The organism is Pseudomonas sp. ES4 (genome assembly GCF_050586665.1).
Taxonomy (GTDB): Bacteria; Pseudomonadota; Gammaproteobacteria; order Pseudomonadales; family Pseudomonadaceae; genus Aquipseudomonas; species Aquipseudomonas frederiksbergensis.
This window is the reverse complement of the sequence record NZ_JBOBDO010000010.1, coordinates 45,891-63,214: the sequence shown is the minus strand read 5'-3', so window position 1 is coordinate 63,214 and position 17,324 is coordinate 45,891. Positions and strand designations below refer to the sequence as shown.

14 protein-coding genes are annotated in these 17,324 nt (G+C 58.9%); 4 read left to right on the top strand and 10 right to left on the bottom strand.

The window, feature by feature from the left end:
* Position 1 precedes the first annotated feature (1 nt).
* The gene (locus tag ACQ4OB_RS13610; RefSeq protein ID WP_430955840.1) at positions 2-1,783 is read right to left on the bottom strand and encodes a monovalent cation:proton antiporter-2 (CPA2) family protein; all 1,782 of its coding nucleotides are present in this window, start codon (positions 1,781-1,783) and stop codon (positions 2-4) included.
* Positions 1,784-2,372: 589 nt separating this feature from the next.
* On the opposite strand from ACQ4OB_RS13610, the gene ACQ4OB_RS13605 reads away from it, so the two are divergent.
* The 3 genes from ACQ4OB_RS13605 (at position 2,373) to ACQ4OB_RS13595 (ending at position 3,475) form a co-directional block, all read left to right on the top strand.
* Positions 2,373-2,888, top strand: a complete 516-nt coding sequence (locus ACQ4OB_RS13605; RefSeq protein ID WP_430955839.1) for a hypothetical protein — start codon at positions 2,373-2,375, stop codon at positions 2,886-2,888.
* A gap of 30 nt (positions 2,889-2,918) precedes the next feature.
* Positions 2,919-3,116 carry a hypothetical protein gene (locus ACQ4OB_RS13600; protein ID WP_430955838.1) on the top strand — a complete coding sequence of 66 codons (198 nt, stop codon included), beginning with the start codon at positions 2,919-2,921 and terminating at the stop codon, positions 3,114-3,116.
* 68 nt (positions 3,117-3,184) lie between these two features.
* Complete coding sequence (locus ACQ4OB_RS13595) at positions 3,185-3,475, top strand: DUF6388 family protein (protein WP_430955837.1); 291 nt, start codon at positions 3,185-3,187, stop codon at positions 3,473-3,475.
* 103 nt (positions 3,476-3,578) lie between these two features.
* Here the strand turns inward: ACQ4OB_RS13595 and ACQ4OB_RS13590 are convergent, their stop codons facing one another.
* Both ACQ4OB_RS13590 and ACQ4OB_RS13585 read right to left on the bottom strand, forming a co-directional pair.
* Entirely contained in the window at positions 3,579-4,433 is an 855-nt protein-coding gene (locus ACQ4OB_RS13590; RefSeq protein WP_150636601.1) for a helix-turn-helix transcriptional regulator, read from the bottom strand.
* Positions 4,434-4,621: 188 nt separating this feature from the next.
* Positions 4,622-5,593, bottom strand: coding sequence for an XdhC family protein (locus ACQ4OB_RS13585; RefSeq protein ID WP_430955836.1), 972 nt, complete (start codon positions 5,591-5,593; stop codon positions 4,622-4,624).
* Between the two features lie 90 nt (positions 5,594-5,683).
* On the opposite strand from ACQ4OB_RS13585, the gene ACQ4OB_RS13580 reads away from it, so the two are divergent.
* A complete protein-coding gene (locus tag ACQ4OB_RS13580; protein WP_183681689.1) occupies positions 5,684-6,469 on the top strand; it encodes an alpha/beta fold hydrolase in 786 nt (261 codons plus the stop codon).
* On the opposite strand, the gene ACQ4OB_RS13575 is transcribed toward ACQ4OB_RS13580, so the two are convergent.
* The 7 genes from ACQ4OB_RS13575 to ACQ4OB_RS13545 all read right to left on the bottom strand — a co-directional run bounded on the left by ACQ4OB_RS13575 (position 6,462) and on the right by ACQ4OB_RS13545 (position 17,041).
* A complete protein-coding gene (locus tag ACQ4OB_RS13575) occupies positions 6,462-7,814 on the bottom strand; it encodes an MFS transporter (RefSeq protein WP_430955835.1) in 1,353 nt (450 codons plus the stop codon). The two genes, ACQ4OB_RS13580 and ACQ4OB_RS13575, sit on opposite strands and share 8 nt — an antisense overlap.
* A 181-nt stretch (positions 7,815-7,995) precedes the next feature.
* Complete coding sequence (locus tag ACQ4OB_RS13570) at positions 7,996-8,799, bottom strand: enoyl-CoA hydratase/isomerase family protein (protein ID WP_102615846.1); 804 nt, start codon at positions 8,797-8,799, stop codon at positions 7,996-7,998.
* Positions 8,800-8,818: 19 nt separating this feature from the next.
* A complete protein-coding gene (locus tag ACQ4OB_RS13565) occupies positions 8,819-10,357 on the bottom strand; it encodes an AMP-binding protein (protein ID WP_102615847.1) in 1,539 nt (512 codons plus the stop codon).
* A 5-nt stretch (positions 10,358-10,362) separates the two neighbouring features.
* Positions 10,363-10,863: a (2Fe-2S)-binding protein gene (locus tag ACQ4OB_RS13560; RefSeq protein WP_064596717.1), complete on the bottom strand. Its 501-nt coding sequence runs from the start codon at positions 10,861-10,863 to the stop codon at positions 10,363-10,365.
* A 2-nt stretch (positions 10,864-10,865) separates the two neighbouring features.
* Positions 10,866-11,672: an FAD binding domain-containing protein gene (locus ACQ4OB_RS13555; protein WP_102615848.1), complete on the bottom strand. Its 807-nt coding sequence runs from the start codon at positions 11,670-11,672 to the stop codon at positions 10,866-10,868.
* Positions 11,669-14,668 (bottom strand): xanthine dehydrogenase family protein molybdopterin-binding subunit, encoded by a 3,000-nt coding sequence (locus ACQ4OB_RS13550; protein ID WP_430955834.1) that lies wholly within the window; start codon positions 14,666-14,668, stop codon positions 11,669-11,671. The genes ACQ4OB_RS13555 and ACQ4OB_RS13550 overlap by 4 nt, the downstream gene beginning before the upstream one ends.
* A 162-nt stretch (positions 14,669-14,830) precedes the next feature.
* The gene (locus ACQ4OB_RS13545) at positions 14,831-17,041 is read right to left on the bottom strand and encodes a putative bifunctional diguanylate cyclase/phosphodiesterase (RefSeq protein ID WP_430955833.1); all 2,211 of its coding nucleotides are present in this window, start codon (positions 17,039-17,041) and stop codon (positions 14,831-14,833) included.
* Positions 17,042-17,324 lie beyond the last annotated feature (283 nt).

Here is a 17,324-nt window from a genome sequence, read left to right as displayed (position 1 = left end):
CTCACTGAGCATCCCGCGCTTCATGGTTCGGCGGATCAATGCGCTCAATATTCCCCAATACCAACGCTCGTCCGGCAAACAGGCCGCCCGCTGTTTCCAAGGCAAAACGTTCGGCATCACGTTTGCGCACTTCGTCGATGACCGCGTCGGCTTCGTGCTCAGACGCACCCAGCGTCACCACGGCCTGACGGCCGAGCAGCAGGGCGGCCTCAAAGGTCTCCCGCACTATGTAGTCGGCGTCGTGTTCGACCAGTTCCAGCGCGTGTTCGCGGTCAAAAGCGCGCACCAGCACTTTCACCTGCGGGCAGTAGTGCCGCGTACTTTCGACAATGCGTGTCGCGGCTTTTTTATCATCCACACAAATAATGATGGCGCGGGCGTGATGGGCACCGGCAGCGTGCAATATTTCATGGCGGGCGCCGTCGCCGTAATAGACCTTGAAACCGTAGGGTGTCACGGCGCGGATGACCTCCGGATTTACATCAATGATAGAAATTTTTGCTCCCTGAGCGAGCGGCACCTGGCAGGCAATCTGCCCCACACGGCCAAAACCGATGATGAGTACATTGCATTGCAGATTGTGTGCGGCTTCCACACCGTCCATGGACACGGGCTGTGGGCGAGTAAACCGTTTGCACAGCAATAAGGTCACCGGTGTAAGCGCCATGGAGAGCACCACGATGGCCGTCATGTTGGCGTTGACTTCAGGACCGATGACCCTGAGTTTGAGCGCTTCGGCAAACAGCACAAAAGCAAATTCGCCACCCTGCGCCATCAGCACGGCGCGATCCAGCGCGTCGCGATGACCGCTTTTCGCCAGACGCGCAACTGCATAAATACACAGGGCCTTGACCAGCATCAGTGCCAGCACACCAGAGATGATGAGCCTCCACGCGCTGACCATCGCTTGCAGATCCAGCGACATGCCGACGCCGAGGAAAAACAGCCCCAGCAGCAGGCCACGAAACGGTTCTATGTCGGCCTCCAACTGGTGGCGAAATGTGGATTCCGACAGCAGCACACCGGCAACGAAAGCACCCATCGCCATTGAAAGACCGCCGATTTCCATCAGCAGCGCTGCTCCCAACACAACCAGCAGCGCAGCGGCAGTCATTACCTCGCGCGCTTTGGCATGGGCCAATACTCGAAACAGGGGATCGAGCAGCCACAATCCGATGGCCACCAATGCACCCAGGGACAGCGCAGCGGTACCTATGCGTTGCCAAAGGGGTGACGTGTGTCCATTCGCCAACTCAGTGGGCGCCAGAAATGCCACCACCGCCAGCAAAGGGGCTATCAACAGGTCTTCAAACAGCAAAATGGACACGACGTGCTGCCCTCTCGGCTCGGTAATGTCACCGCGTTCCGAGAGAACTTGCATAACCAGGGCCGTGGAGGTGAGTACAAAACCCGCTGCGCAGACAAATGACACTTGCCAAGGGAATCCAAAAGCCATGCCGACAAAAGTGAGCAGAACAGCACAGACCACCACCTGCAGGCTGCCCAGCCCAAAGATCTGCCGACGCAGATCCCATAGGTGCGAGGGTTTCATCTCCAGTCCAATCACAAAAAGAAACATCGCCACACCCAGCTCGGCCACCTCAATGATGGTGTGGGGGTTATTGATCAGTTGCAGTCCGAAGGGGCCAATGATCAGCCCCGCCGCCAGGTAACCGACCACTGAGCCGAGCCCGATGCGTTTGAGCAACGGCACTGCCACCACGGCGGCGGCAAGCAAAGTGACGACAGCAAATAATTGACCTGCATTGCCTTCAACGGCCATGGCATTGACCCTCATCCCACATCAGGACCGGTAATGCGTCCACGGCCAGGCGTGTCGAGTAGAGCTTTAAAGCTCAGCGCTCAGTCCCGCAATTTTTTCAGGACCAAGCACAATATCTGGAGGGTTCACCAGGAACTCTCCAGGGTAGGAATGACACCTGAAGTGTAGTGCAGACACCGGCATCGTTTGAAAGGGTGACAAAAAATTCAGTAGCTTTTCCCTCTCCGTACCGCAAAAGGGCCGGCTAAAAATCCTTTCATTAACACCGAACGCGTAGGCATGGCTTGAATATTGGACAAGGCACTTTGGTCACGACATTCACCTTAAATACAAGTGTTTTAACGCATCGCTCCTCACACCCATCTGATACGGTTCTTTTTTTGACAACCTGAGCCTTTTTCGTCAACCAACAGTCTATAAAGTGCAAGCCCGATGTTCTTTCAAACAACAAAAAACAGCCAACTAGTTTTGGCGCTTGAGCACACTGACGCGCTCAAGAACTTAGACAATCCCAGGATCAACAAAAGAACCCTGTTTATCAGAAATAAACGGGGCAAATAACTATTCACTTGCTTTGGAGACGGCCGCTGTGCGAAAGCTTGGCTTGGGCTTCCTGGTAACTGGCGTTTTTGGGCAACTATCAGCACTACTATGGACCTACACGTCCACAGGACCAATTTGTCAAAATAACGTCGACAATTCATACATTCAGAAAAAGGTGGCAAAGTTCGAACAACTCATCGATGACACCGCCAATAAAGTTGTGACAGACCTCAGTACAAAATATTCCGACGGGCTTACGCCCCTTGCGAAAAACGAATTCCGGATACCCGACTCAACGGAGGCTGACGCCGTACAGTTTTTGATCGAAAAGCCAGACGAAACACCGGTACTTTCGCTGCCTTCATTACCCACACAGGCGCACAAATGGACAATTATTCTCAGCGGTCTGATTGCTTTTACCGGCCTGCTCTTGGCACTCTTCGCCCGCAAAAAAACCATCGATCCGCAATGGCATGTCTTTCGCACCGTACCAGGCTCGCTAATCACGCTGGAACGCCCGTTTTTGACATGCGGCGGCTACATTTTCCACACTAAAAAATAAGCTTCAATCACGCCTTCATCCGGCCTATGGGTGGTCGAAATTGCATTGAATACACCTAGCCGCCATCGCGCAGTAAAAGCCATTCAGCAGTTGGAGTTGCCGGTAGCGCGTAAAGAAAACAACTTTGTCGTCATCGGCCCGTATAAACAGAAGCAGGATGCGGCTCGAGTCGTGAAAGAGTTGAGTGAAAGTCATGGTGTTAGAGGATGGATGATGGCGGGAAATTGACATAATCCTGTGTAGCGCTACTGATCTCGAAAAAATGTCTACCTGTTTTATGACACGAGAGTGTATTCATGATCGCAAAAGAACTTAGAGCCGAACTCGCCCTGAAGAAATTCCTGGACGCCAACTTATGGATCCAGCTTGAACTCAGCGAGCTGAACTACAGCCTCGCTGAAAACTGCGGGCTCTCGCCAGAAGAATATCGCCTGAAATTTCTACAAGAAGCATTTGAAGCAGAAGCGGATGCTCACGACTGCGATTGCTGGGACTTCATTCTGCAGTGGGTGGCTGAAACTAAGGAAGAGCTTGAGTTGATGCGTGAAGAACGCATGAAAGAGATTTATGATTTTCTGGACGATTAGTAGACCCTACAACTTTCGTAGCCTATACAAGCCGCCAGTTTCAAGATAAAAGACTAACTTCATCGGCGGGAGTATTGCCCAATACCCCCGCCCTCCTCTCGATTCAAACCGCCGCGTAACTATCCACTACACGCCGATACTGGCTGGGCGAAGCTCCGATGTGCTGACGGAAAAACCGTGTGAAATGACCTTGCTCGGAGAACCCGAGGTTCTCCGACAAAAGACCCAGCGTTCCACTGCGCTCACGCTCAAGCCAGGCAAAAGCGCGGCGCATGCGCGCGTCGTTCAGCAAAAGGGTCGGCGTCATGCCGGTGTCTTTCTTGAACAGCGCAAAGAAGTGTGCCCGAGACAGACCACAAGCCCGCGCGGCGTTGTCGATCGGGTTCGGATCATCGAGGTGCTCAAGCAACCAGGCGGTGCCACGGCGCACGCGCGCGTCCCGAAACTCATTTGAGTTCGGCGCACCCAGCAGCGACAAATGCCGCCAGCTGGAAAAGTCCTCGATCAGTTCGATCAGGAAGTCGAACAGCATGAACTCCAAGCGCTCTTTCGGCACGATCCCACAACCATGCGCTTCGGCGACCAGGATGTCGGCCAGGGTGCGATTTCGACTCGACAGCTCGATGCATGATTGGGCAAAAAAGTCCGGCCGACCGCTGAGCGCCAGCGACTGCTGGGCAGTGGCCAGCCAGGCGGGCTCGATGTAGAGCGCCAGGATGACGGTGGCACCCGCACCCGGCTGCGGATCGTAGAAATGCGGCTCCCAGGCGTTGACCAGCACCGCCGTGCGATCACTGAGCGGAACCCGCCGACCGTTAACGTTGAAGTAAGTGTCCTCGCCGGACACTTTGACCAGCACATGGCATTCGGAATGGGTATGGGTGACCAGCGAATGATCCATATTCAGCAAGGCGACCCGGCCAAACCTGCCGTGGAAAACCCGTTGGGCAATCGACATCAGATTCCTCCGCTCGCTTGAAGCGATATCGTTATCGGCCTCAATGCATATCATCGGGGCGCTTATCTATTTCACAAGCCCGTCGATCGGTCCATGGTTCAGCAACACTTGGCTGGTCACTATCGCGCGCGAATGACCGAGCGTCTACCTCGACTTTCGCAGCCCCCACGTTCGTCGGAAAAACCGCCTTACAAGGCATGGCGTTCTTTGCCGTGATAAACGCGCAGGATATCGGCCACCACCGCCAGAGCGATTTCCGCCGGGGCCTTGCTGCCCAGATCGAGGCCGATGGGCATGTGTAAACGGGCGATCTGTTCATCCGTCAGACCACCGATGCGTTTCAGCCGCTCAGCGCGCTTGGCCGACGTTGCCTGAGATCCCATGGCGCCGATGTAAAACGCCGGAGTGTGCACCGCTTCCATCAGCGCCAGGTCATCGATTCGCGGATCGTGAGTCAGCGCCACCACCGCGGTCGCCGCGTGGCAACCTCCGGCGGCAATGAACATCGAGGGCAGCACGCGTTGCATCTCCACACCTTCGAGTTGTACTTGCAGCATCTCTTCCCGGGGATCGCAGGCGATGACTTCGCAGCCGATGGCGCGGGCAAAACTGGCGCAGAATTCGGCGACCGGCGAGAGCCCCGCCAGAATCAGTCGTAACGCCGGGCCGACGCTGATGCGCACGCTTTCGTCGACGACTTGCACCCGCTCGCAGCCGTGTCCGGTGTCCGGGTCCAGGCGCAAGGCACCACTGCTCAGTTCGACGTGACGCAGCAGACGACGCTGACCCAGCAACGCTGCTTGCAGACTCTCCAGGTGGGCGATCCATTCGAGACTGGCAGCGCGGTGCTCGACCAGCACGATCAGCACGCCGCCACAGGGCAATCGCAGGCGGTGGCGTTGCTCGACGCTGTCGCCATAACTGACGATCTGCGCCGGTTCGCGTAACTCACCGCGCGTCAGGCTTTCGAGAAACTCCTCTTCGACGCAGCCACCCGACAGCGAGCCGACGTGTTCGCCTGTGCCATTGGTCACCAGCATCGCACCCGGCGCACGCGGTGCCGAGCCATAGGTGGAGAGCACCGTACATAGCCACTGGGCCTGCCCGGTGCGAGCCCATTGCAGTGCCTGGTCGATCACCTGAACATCGAGATGACGCATATTTTCTGTACCTCAAGCAAAGCGTGGTGCTGCATGCAGGGTTACGTTTACGGTAACCTGCGAGCAATCCTGTTCAATCGTTGATTCAACATGTCGCCACAACAGTTTTTGCAACTCGGGGCGCTGCGCCTGGAACATCGCCAACTGCCTCCGGCTGACCCATCGCGACCGACACTGGTGCTGTTGCACGAAGGCCTCGGCAGCGCCGACCAATGGAAAGACTTCCCCCTGCGCCTGGCCCAGGCCAGCGGTTACGGTGTGGTCACTTACAGCCGTCAGGGTTATGGGCAATCGAGCCCGGTAACCCTGCCGCGTCCGCTGAACTACCTGAGCAGCGACGGCCCTCGGGAACTGCGGCAATTGCTCGATGCCTTGCAACTGCCGCAAGTGGTCTTGCTCGGTCACAGTGACGGCGCATCCATCGTCCTTGCCTATGCCGCCACCAACGATCCACGCGTGTTGGGCAGCATCGCACTGGCGCCTCACGTGATTGTCGAGGCCGAGAGCCTCGATGGCATTCGCCACACCACCGAGGCCTGGCATCAGGGCGAGTTGCGCGAGCGCCTGGCACGCCACCATGGGACAAATGTCGATGGCGCTTTTCACGGTTGGAGCGACAGTTGGTTGCACCCGGACTTTTCCTTGGATGATCTCGAAGCGCAGTTGGCTTATATCGAAAAGCCGTTGCTGGTCATTCAGGGTCGCGAAGACCACTACGCCACGCCCGAGCAACTGGTGGTCATCCAGCGACAGGTCGCTGGACCGTGCCGCTGTGTGTTGCTGGATAACTGTCGGCACTTTCCCCAGACCGAAGCGACCGAGCAGACCTTGCAGCTGATCTGCGAATTCCTGAAGCGCCTCCCCGCCTTTACTTGAAATTGCCTTGGGTTTCTGGAATCACCACGCTGCCGATCAGGTAGATCACCGACAGACCGACGGCGAACATCGCCAACACCATGGGGATCTGCGCCGGGCTGCCGCTGACCAGGGACACAAAGGTCGGCATGGTTCCGCCGAGGGCGAAACCGATGTTCCAGGACAATCCGGTGCCGCTGGCTCGCAGCTCGGTGGCAAAGCGTTCGTTGAGGAAGATCAGAATCGGCGCGATGATCGCCCCACCTATGAAGCCTATACCCACGCAATACAGCGCAGTACGGGTCAGCGAACCCGATTCGGCGACACCCAGAAACATCATCGGCAGGCTCACCAGGTTGATCACACCCAGCAGCATGAAGGTCTTCTTGCGACCGATCAGGTCGCTCAGGTAACCGAAGGCCAGTGCTCCGACAATGGTTGCCACCGACCCGTACATGAGCATCTGCGAAGTCTGCGCATGAGGCACTTTGGCGACCACGTTGAGCAACGTCGGCAGATAACCGCAGGCCAGGTAATACGTGGCACCGCCTCCGAACGTAATCAGCAGGTTGACCAGCATCACGCCGCGGTACTCGCGACCGAACAGACGCTTGAGCGGCGACACGACAACTACCGCCGGCCCCTTGGTTTTGCGCGCTTGTTGCAGTTGCTGCCAGACCGGGGTCTCTTCCAGGTAACGGAACATCACCAGACCGAAAAACGTGCTTAGCAGGCCGCAGAAGAACATGAAGCGCCAGCCCCAGACGTCAAATTCTTCCGCGGGAAAGATCTCCGACAACACCAGATAAGTGAATGACGCCAACAGCGCGCCCATACCGGCGCCGGCACCACCGATCAACCCGGACATCAAGCCGCGATAGCGCGGCGAGATGGATTCGGTGCCGATGGTGTGAGTGGAGGCAACGATGCCGCCCACGAAAATGCCCTGTATCACCCGCAAGACCAAAAACAGTATCGGGGCCAATATGCCGACCTGATGAATGGTCGGCAACGCGCCAAACAGTGCCGTGGAAATACCGACGCCGACCATCGACACCATCAACGCACGCTTGCGGCCGTGTTTATCGGCATATGCGCCGAAGATCGCCGAGCCCAGCGGACGCACCAGCAAGGCCACGGCGAACGAGGCATATACCGCGGCCAGCGACAGGGTCGGGGTGTCCGAGGGGAAGAACAGGCGGCCGATGATGGGCGCCACGTAGAGCAGAATGAACAGGTCGAACAAATCCAGCGCCCAGCCGAATGTCGAGGCAAATGCCGCGAGCAAGGCCTTGCCCGGTGGAATCTGTGGTGTATCGCAAGCGGCGCTGGAGGGTGATGCAGTTATTGTTGTTGTCGTAGTCATGGTTGCCTCACACAAACGGTGATCGAACGTTCTGCATCCCGGTGCACGGGTTGCGAGTAATCAGCAGGTCAGCGGTGAAACCTTGATGTGCCCTTTCAGTTGCATTGAAGGGGCGGCAGGCCCTGCTCCGTAAGGCGTACGCTGTTACCAACATACTCCCGGGCCCGCTCGCCAGTACGATTTACTCGCCGATAAACACGGCCGTACGCTTGCTGTGAAACGCTTCAACGCCTTCCTTGAAGTCCTTGGAGCTACGCAGACGGCTATAGCAGTGACCTTCCATTTCGATCGCGACGGTCAGCGGCGCATCTTCGTTATCGTTGATCAGTTTTTTCGCCGTGCGCTGAGCCAACGGCGAGAAGCGCCGCAGTTCATCGACCAACGCGTCGACGGTGCTTTCCAGTTCGGTATCCGGCACGACCTCGGTCGCGATACCCCAGGCGTAGGCCTGGTCGCCGGTAATGCGTTTGGCGCGCATCACCATGTGCTTGGTGCGGGTGATGCCGATGATTTTCTGCAGGCGTGCGGAGCCACCCGAGCCCGGGATCTGACCCAGGTTCTGCTCAGGCAAGGCGTAGCGAGTGGTTTGTGAAGCAATGCGGAAATCGCAGGCCAGGGACAGTTCGAAACCGACGCCGAAGGTGTAGCCACGGTTGGCAACGATCACCGGTTTTTCGCAACGTGCCGGTGCCGCGACATTCCAGGCCAGCTTCGAAACGTGCTCCGGCGATGCTTCGAGAAAGCCCTTGATGTCGCCGCCGCTGGAGAAGTGTTCACCCACCGAGCGCAGCACGATGACGCGCACGTCTTTGTGTGCATCGAGGGCTTCGAAGACCAGGCGCAATTGATCGCGCTGCCCCATGGAAATGACGTTCAACGGTGCCCTGTTGAGGATGATGTCGGCGCGCTCGCGGGACACATCGACTTCAACCTGGAAGCCATCGAACTGAGTGTCGAGAAATTGCTGGATCGCTTGTTGTTGCATGAGAGTGTCCTCTGGATGATTAGCTGATGGCCTTCAAGGCCTGTTCCTGGAATTGGGCCAGCAGCACGCGCCGCAGAACCTTGCCGACTGGAGATTTTGGAATCTGATCGATGAACTGGTAACGCCGTGGCCGCTTGAATTTGGCCAGGCCCGAAGCGATGCAATGGGCATCGAGGTCGTCTTCCGAGACCTCGGCGCGCAGCTTGATAAACGCGGCAATGATCTTGCCCCACTGCTCGTCGGGCAGACCGACCACCACCACTTCTTCCACTGCCGGGTGCAGAGAGAGCATGTTTTCGATTTCCGCCGGGCTGACGTTTTCGCCGCCGGTGATGATCAAGTCATCGACACGCCCCGTGACGAACAGATCACCCTCCAGATCGAAGTAGCCGATGTCACCGGTGAAATACCATCCATCACGCAAGGCCTTGGCGGTCGCTTCGGGGCGGTTCAGGTAGCCTTCGAACGCCTCGTCACTCGCCAGGTCGGCGATGATCTGGCCCTCCTCCATTGGGTTGACCTGCACGTCCGGCGTTTCAGCATCGATCGGCACCACGCGCACGCGCTGGTTCATTGCACTGCGCCCTGACGAACCGGGTTTGCGGCTGGCTTGCTGGTCGATGGTGAAGGTGTAGATCTCCGAGCTGCCGTAATGATTGACGAATAACTGCGGCTGGAACGCCTGCTCGACGCGACGCATCAAGCCGTCGCTCATCGGCGCACCCGCAAAGCCGATTTTCTCCACACTGGCGACTCGCTCGCGGGCAAAGGCCGGGTGCTCGATAAGCATGTGGTAGAGCGTCGGCACCAGGTACAGGTTGCTGACCTTTTCCCGTTCGATGGCCTGCAGCGTGGCTTCCACGTCGAACTTCGGCACACAGACGAAATGTCCGTCGATCAGCGCCATGGAGAGCAACGAACGCACGCCCATGGTGTGGTAAAGCGGCATGACCCCCAGCGTACATTCGCTCTGGCGGTAGAGGTTTTGCGCGACGTGGGCCACCGCCGCGGCACGTTCGCAACGGTGCCGACGGGGCACGCCCTTGGGCTTGCTGGTGGTTCCGGAGGTGTACAGCAGCAGTGAAAAATCTTCGGCGTCGGCCTGCAAAATGATGCCGGAGGGGGTCTGCGAACACAGTTCCTCGAAACTCAGGTCGGTGTTGGCAGCACGCAGACCGGTGGCGATCCGTGGCAGCCTTGTGGCGGCACTGCAACCGGCCACGGCGGTCACGGTAGCATCGTCGTAAGCCACTGCACGGATTTGCGCATCTTCGATGCAGTAGCCCAGTTCATCGGCGGTCGAACGCCAGTTCAACGGGGTCATGACGATGCCCGCAAACTGACAGGCCCAATGCAGGGTTGCCATCTGCCAGCGGTTTTGCATCGCTACCAGCAGTCGATCACCGCGTTGCAGCCCAAGGCATTGCAAGCCCCAAGCGGCACTCTGGATATCGACGAACCAGTCTTCATAGGTTTTCTTCAACGCACCGTCACTGACCGCCACGGCGTGCGGCCGGCGTTCAACGGCAGCGAGGAAACTGCGTCCGAGATCGAACATTGTTGTTATACCCCTTCGTTCGTTTGGCGCTGGGCAGCGACTTCGAGCACGGCTTGGACGATGCCGGTGTAGCCCGTGCAGCGACATAGATGCCCCGAAAGCATGTCGCGTACCTGGGTCTCGTCCGGGTTGGGTACCCGTTCCAGGAAATCCACGCAGGACATGAGAATGCCCGCAGTGCAAAAGCCGCACTGCAAGGCGTGATGACGGCGAAAGGCTTGTTGCAGGTCGCTCAGTGTGTCGTCGTCGGCCAAGGACTCGACGGTCTCGATACGCCGCTCGTGCCCCTGTACCGCGAGCATCAGGCAGGAACGCATCGCGACTCCGTCCACCAGCACCGTGCAGGCACCGCAGACACCGTGTTCGCATCCGACATGGACACCGGTGGCACCGAGGTCGTGGCGCAGGAAGTCGCAGAGTTGGGTTCGCGGTTCAGCCAGGGCTTCGCGGGAGCGGCCATTGAGTTCCAGGCGAATCGGAAAGGTTTGGTCGGCAGTTACACGCATGTTCAGACTCCTTCGATCAGCTGATGACCCAGCTCGCGAATTAGTTGGCGGCGATAGGCAGCGCTGGCCTGCACATCGTCTTGTGCGTCGAGCGACCAGGCGGTTTGATTGAGCGCGTCTGGCAGCGCGGCACCACGAGGCAGGCTACGACGTTGTGGACGGTCGGCGACCCCGCCGATGCCAAGCTCGACCTGATCCGCGCCGATGGCCGCGGCCAGGGAGACAATGGCAAAGTCGCCGTGGCGCATGGCGATTTCGCGGAAGCGATAGGTGATGCCTTCGCGCTTGAGCGGAAAACGCACCTCGACGACCAGTTCATCCGCACGCTTGTCGGTGGTGAGAATGCCTTGGAAGAAGTCGGCAGCCTTGACGATGCGCTTGCCTTTTTTCGACTCGAGAACGATCTCGCCGCCCAGCGTCACCAGGCACAGTGGCAACTCGGCGCTGGGGTCGGCGTGAGCCACCGAACCGCAGACGGTGCCGCGATTACGCGTCTGGAAGTGACCGATCCAGGGCATCGCCAGTGCCAATAAAGGCACCTCGTCCATCAGGGTCGAACGCGCCAGCAACTGCGCCTGTCGTACCCCGGCACCTACCGCCAGGCAATCCTTGCGCAGTTCGATATAGGCCAGTTCAGCCACATGATTGATATCGATCAGTAACTTGGGTTGAGCCAGGCGCATGTTCAGCACCGCCATCAGCGATTGGCCACCGGCGATGATGCGAGCTTCCTGGCCGTACTCGGCGAGCAACTCAACCACCTGACGACGGGTGTCAGCCCGAACGTAATCGAAAGCAGCCGGTTTCATTGCGCACCTCCCTTGCCAAACAGCGCGCCAAGCGAGGCCCGCAGTCGCGCCCACCAGCCGGTGGAGATGGCTTGGCCGCTGACCCGTTGCGACAGGCGAGTAAAGATTTGTCCGATGATCACTTTCGAGGCCCCTTGCAACATTCGGCCGCCGACCGCGGCGACTTTGCCGCTGACCGCCACCTGGTATTGGTATTCCAGACGTGTGTGGCCATTTTCCAGTTGGACGAAACGCACCTTGGCCTGACCCTGGGCCGAACCCATCGAGCTGCTGCCGGAACCGGACAGACGCAATGAATGCGGCGGGTCCAGATCACTCAGGGCAACCTTGGCCTCGAAGCGCGCACGGATCATGCCGACGCCGACGGTGACGTCTGCGCGGTAACGGTTTTCGCCTTCAAGCACGAGGTCGTGGCAACCGGGAATGATTGCCGCCAGCGTCTGCGGGTCGAGCAAGGTATCGAAGACCTGTTGCGGCGCAGCAGGAATCACCACCGAGTCGTTGGCCCGCAGTGCCGGTCCACCGGCAGCGGCCGCGTCCAGGTTTTCATCGGGCTCCATACCGGCGGGCCGTGGCGGCTCGTCGATCCCGATGAGCGTGCGTACTTTCGATGGCGTCAGTGGCAGACGGATGTCCGAGCGGCCAAGGGCGTCAGCCACCGCGTTGGCGATGCACACCGGCGTGCTCATATTGTTTCCCTCGCCCACACCCTTGGCGCCCAGTGGGGTGAATGGCGATGGCGTTTCCATGTGCAGGATCACCGGTTCGATCACTTCCGGTGCGGTCGGCACCAGATAATCGGCGAAGGTCCCTGAGAGGAAACTGCCGTCCTCGCCATAGGCGAACTCTTCCATCAGCGCCGCGCCGAGGCCTTGGGTGAAGCCACCACGAATCTGGCCATCGACCAGCGCCGGGTTGAGCAGGCGGCCGGCGTCATGGCAGGTGACGTAGCGATCGATGTGGATCTCGCCGGTCATGCGGTCGATTTCCAGACCACAGATGTCGAAGACAAAGCCGTAGCACAGCGAGCTGTTGACCTGATCCTGGTCGTCCGGGGCCACCAATTGCGGCGGGCTCCAGAACGCGGTTTCGCGCAGTCCGCCACTTTCACCTTCCGGCAGCAGGCCCGGCGACCAGTGGGTCGCACCGGCAATCCGATGGAATGGCGCGACCGCTCCGCCATTGACCACAAAAATCTTGCCGCCGGCGAAACGAATATCTTCGGGGCTGGCCTGCAATTGCTCGGCGGCAATCGCGGCGAGGCGATCGCGGATCTTCAGCGCCGCCTTGTAGACGGCACCGGCCACAGCGCCGGCGAAGCGGCTGGAATAGTTGCCCGAGGCAATCGACCAAGCGTCCTTCTGGGTATCCAGTTCGACGTTGACCACGATGGATTCCAGCGCAACCCCAAGCACTTCAGCGACGACCTGAGCGACGGTGGTTTGATGGCCCTGCCCTTGCGGTGCCGAGGACACGTGCACACTGACGTCACCCAATGGGCCGACGTTGATGGTGGCGGTGGCGACAGCGCCGTTTTTCGGACCGGCCTTGCGCCGCTCTTCGGGTGTCATCGCGGTGGTGATGTAGCCCATGTTGGAAATCGAAGGCTCGATGACGGCGGCATAACCGATGCCGTAGATCCGGCCTTCGGCACGCGCCTGATCACGACGTTCGAGCAACTCGTCGAGTCCACCGTCAGCCGCCGCCAAGGCAATGCCTGCCTGGTAATTGCCGGAATCGAGCAACGCACCGGCGGCCGCGCGATAAGGGAAGGCATCGGCCGGCACCAGGTTGCGGCGGATCACGTCCAACGGATCAAGCTTCAACTGCACGGCGATGTGTTGCAGCAGACGCTCCAGGGCGAAATACACCTGTGGGCCACCAAAACCACGGTTCAGGCCGGAAGGGGTTTTGTTGGTCAGCACCACTCGGTTGCGCACTTGCAAATTACGGATCGCGTAGGCCCCCGTCAGGTTGCCGTGCATGCGGTAGAAAGTCGCCGGTTCAGGCGCTCTCAGGTAGGCACCACAATCGTCGATCTGGTCATAACGCAAAGCGGTGATGCGGCCATCTGCTTCTACCGCTGCTTCAATTTCGGTCACCCGATTGGTCGCCGAGGAAGCCCCCTGCAAATGTTCCAGACGGTCCTCGACCCACTTCACCGGTGCGCCGACCTTGCGTGACGCCAGGCCCATCATCACCACGTAAGGGAAAACCCCTTGCTTGATGCCAAAGCTGCCGCCGGAGTCTTTCGGTGTGCGCAAACGCAAGCGGTTGCCGGGCACATTCAGTGCCCGGGCCATGACCGTGTGCAACGCATAGGGGCCCTGAAAATTGGCTAGCACGTCATAAATGCCGGTGGCGCGCTCGTACTGAGCGAGCACTACATAGCATTCAATGGGTGTGCAGGAACTGCGCGGAAACTTCACTTTGAGCGAGACTTTGTGCGGCGCCTGCTCGAACGCCTGCTCCGGCTCGCCATAACGAAAGCGCCGTTCGTTGACCACGTTGCTGCCGACGGCTTCGTGCAGGATCGGCGCCTGTTCGGCGGTGGCCCGTTCGGGATCGATGATCGGGGGCAGCGGCTCGTATTCAACGCGCACACCTTCGATGGCGTCCTCGGCCAGATAGCGGCTCTCGGCGATCACCACGGCCACCGGCTCTCCGACATAGCGCACCTTGTCCACGGCGACGCACCAGTGCTCCATCGGCTGACGCACACCCACCGGAAACGGCAGCGCCCAGCGTTTGACGTCTTCGCCGACCAGCACGCCGTGCACGCCTTTCATCAGCAGCGCTTTGGAAAAGTCCACCGAGGTGATCCGCGCATGAGCGTGGGGTGAACGGATGATCGCCGCGTGCAGCGTTCCCGGAGGGATCGCAGCGTCATCGGCATAGCAGCCGAGACCGCGCAACAATGCGGCGTCCTCGACACGGGCCTGACGGGCGCCGATGTGGCCGGTCTGATTTTCGGTAGCAGGTTGGAAACTAGTCATTTTTTCGCGGCTCTTGTTGTTATGCAGCGCGATAGCGTTAGAGCCGAGTGTGTGAGAAAGGCGCAGGGAGCGCCTTGCCTGGGGAGAGGGAGTTCTGCGTTGGAGTCTGACAATTTGCCTTAGCGTCTGATTTACAGGACTGGGACCCGACAGAATGGCCGCTCAGGGAAGGGACGCGGGATGGCTCAGGAAAGCTTCGATTTCTGCGTAGGGCATTGGTTTGGCAAAGTAATACCCCTGAAAAATATCGCAGCGACTGCCCTTCAGGAAATCCACCTGAGACGCCGTTTCCACGCCTTCGGCGACCACCGCCAGGCTGAGGTGATGGGCCATGGAAATAATGCCTTGGGTAATCGCTGCATCGTGATGGTCGGTAGCGATTTCCTGGATGAACGAGCGGTCAATCTTGATCTTGTCGATGGGCAAACGCTTGAGGTAGCTGAGGCTGGAAAAACCGGTGCCGAAATCATCGAGCGCAATGCGCACCCCCAATGCCTTGAGCCGGTGCAACGTGTCGATCGCCTGTTCAGCGTTATGCAACAGAAGCGATTCGGTGATCTCCAACTCCAGTTGCTCACCATAGAGTCCGTGTTTCTCCAGGGTGGCTTGGACATACTGGACGAAATGGCCACGCTGAAAATGCATCGGCGAAATATTCACCGCCATCGAGATGCCGGTGATGCCCTGCTCGCCGAGCTGGCGCAGCTGCGCGCAGGCCGTATCGAGTACCCAAAGGCTCAGCGGGATGATCTGACCACTGTCCTCTGCCACCGGCACAAACACAGCGGGTGAGATAAATCCTTTTTCAGGATGCTCCCAGCGCAGCAACGCTTCGATCCCGACCACCCGCCCCGTGCGCGCCTCTATCTGCGGTTGATAATGCAGCTTGAACGATTGAGTTTCGATAGCCTTTTGCAGGTCATTGCGCAGGCTCGCGTGCTCGCAAACGCGCTGATTGAGATCGCTGGTGTACCACTGAAAGTTGTTGCGCCCTTGCTGCTTGGCTTTGTACATGGCCATGTCAGCCTGCTGGATCAACTGCATCGGCTGCTCGATGTGACCATCGCTCAGGGTGATGCCGATACTTGCACTCACGTGCAGGTCAATGCCCTGGATGCAGTAGGGTCTGGCAATGCTGGCCATCAAGCGCTCGACCACCGGTACAACGTCCTCATCACGAAGCAGGTCCGGCAGCAGCACGATAAATTCGTCACCGCCCATGCGCACGATGGTGTCACCGGGACGAACCTGCCGGGTCATACGCTGCGCCACCTCAATCAGCACCTGATCGCCGAAGTAATGCCCGATCGAATCGTTGATGGATTTGAATCCATCCAGGTCAATGCACATCACCGCCAGACGACGCTTACGCCGACGACTGATGTGACAATCCAGAACAAGCCGGTCTTCAAGCGAAACACGGTTAAGCAAACCGGTCAGCCGGTCATGGCTGGCATTGAAGCTCAATTGGCGCTCGAAATGCTTCTGCTCGCTGATGTCTCGGGCTATGCCAAATACCCCGACGATCTCTCCGTTGACCATGATCGGCAGGTTGGAAATGTCCATGGTCAGCAATTTATCACTCTCGTCGAGAAGCCGTGCCTCGAAGCGTTGAGGCTCTCCAGCGCGGGCTGCGGAAAAATGCTGACTGACCCGTTCCAGGTCTTCTTCGAGCAACAGGCGGGAAAAGTGATGACCCAGGAAATCGGTTGCGGTGTGCGGTTTCAGCTTCAGGCCTGCCGGATTCACACTCTGGATGTTGCCGGCCAGATCGAGGGCGAACACCGGGTTGGGGTTGTAGGTGAACAATGATCGAAAACGTTGTTCGCTTTCCTCCAGACGTTGGCCGTCACGTTCGCGGCGGATCGCAATGACTGCCAGTTGGGCTGCAAAGGCCAATCGTTGAATCTGCGCCTCGTCCGGCGCATGGGCGCGGTTCTGGTACAGGGCAAATGTACCCAACACGTTTCCTTGATGGGAGAGCAACGGCACCGACCAGCAGGAACGCAGGTTATGCCCCAGCGCCAGGCTGCGGAAACGCTCCCAGTTTGGGTCCTGGGCGATGTCTTCGGTGACCACAAGCTCGCGCCGGAATGCTGCGGTGCCGCAGGTTCCTTCCTGTGGACCAATGGCCATTCCATGAATCGCCTCGCTGTACTCGGCCGGCAGCCCGGGCGCCGCGCCGCTTAGCAAGTGTTTGCCCTCGGCATCAGTGAGCAGGATAGAGCAGAAGGTTTCGGGGGTCTGTGCGTCGTGCATCTGACAGATGGCGCAGAGTATGTCGCCCAGATGATGGTCGGTCGCGATCATGCCGAGAATGTCACGTTGCGACTCGGGGAAGGTCTTGCTGTGAAAGCTCGGACGAGTATTCATGGTGGTTCCTGAAGACTCTCGAGGTCGTCCGGTCTTCAGAGAGCCTGAAACAGTGGGCGGCCGATCACTGTCCACTAGTGCGTCGGACGCGCACTCTATAGAGCACCGACCCGCAAAAAAAAGGCTCAGATCCAACATAAAAAACGGTATCAGATTGCCGCCGTTTGGCTGGAATGGTCGGGGTGCTCCGTTCTGCTGGGCCGGACAGTTCGGAAGCTGCAGCCCGGTTTCCATGAACTTGGACCCATGAACATTTCCATGCCATTAGCCTTCGGACGTGCCG

What these genes read in the sequence shown, in the direction of transcription:
- ACQ4OB_RS13610 (WP_430955840.1), bottom strand. Translation starts at nt 1,783, where the DNA reads ATGGCCGTTGAAGGCAATGCAGGTCAATTATTTGCTGTCGTCACTTTG.
- ACQ4OB_RS13595 (WP_430955837.1), top strand. Translation starts at nt 3,185, where the DNA reads ATGATCGCAAAAGAACTTAGAGCCGAACTCGCCCTGAAGAAATTCCTG.
- ACQ4OB_RS13590 (WP_150636601.1), bottom strand. Translation starts at nt 4,433, where the DNA reads ATGTCGATTGCCCAACGGGTTTTCCACGGCAGGTTTGGCCGGGTCGCC.
- ACQ4OB_RS13585 (WP_430955836.1), bottom strand. Translation starts at nt 5,593, where the DNA reads ATGCGTCATCTCGATGTTCAGGTGATCGACCAGGCACTGCAATGGGCT.
- ACQ4OB_RS13580 (WP_183681689.1), top strand. Translation starts at nt 5,684, where the DNA reads ATGTCGCCACAACAGTTTTTGCAACTCGGGGCGCTGCGCCTGGAACAT.
- ACQ4OB_RS13575 (WP_430955835.1), bottom strand. Translation starts at nt 7,814, where the DNA reads ATGACTACGACAACAACAATAACTGCATCACCCTCCAGCGCCGCTTGC.
- ACQ4OB_RS13570 (WP_102615846.1), bottom strand. Translation starts at nt 8,799, where the DNA reads ATGCAACAACAAGCGATCCAGCAATTTCTCGACACTCAGTTCGATGGC.
- ACQ4OB_RS13565 (WP_102615847.1), bottom strand. Translation starts at nt 10,357, where the DNA reads ATGTTCGATCTCGGACGCAGTTTCCTCGCTGCCGTTGAACGCCGGCCG.
- ACQ4OB_RS13560 (WP_064596717.1), bottom strand. Translation starts at nt 10,863, where the DNA reads ATGCGTGTAACTGCCGACCAAACCTTTCCGATTCGCCTGGAACTCAAT.
- ACQ4OB_RS13555 (WP_102615848.1), bottom strand. Translation starts at nt 11,672, where the DNA reads ATGAAACCGGCTGCTTTCGATTACGTTCGGGCTGACACCCGTCGTCAG.
- ACQ4OB_RS13550 (WP_430955834.1), bottom strand. Translation starts at nt 14,668, where the DNA reads ATGACTAGTTTCCAACCTGCTACCGAAAATCAGACCGGCCACATCGGC.
- ACQ4OB_RS13545 (WP_430955833.1), bottom strand. Translation starts at nt 17,041, where the DNA reads ATGAATACTCGTCCGAGCTTTCACAGCAAGACCTTCCCCGAGTCGCAA.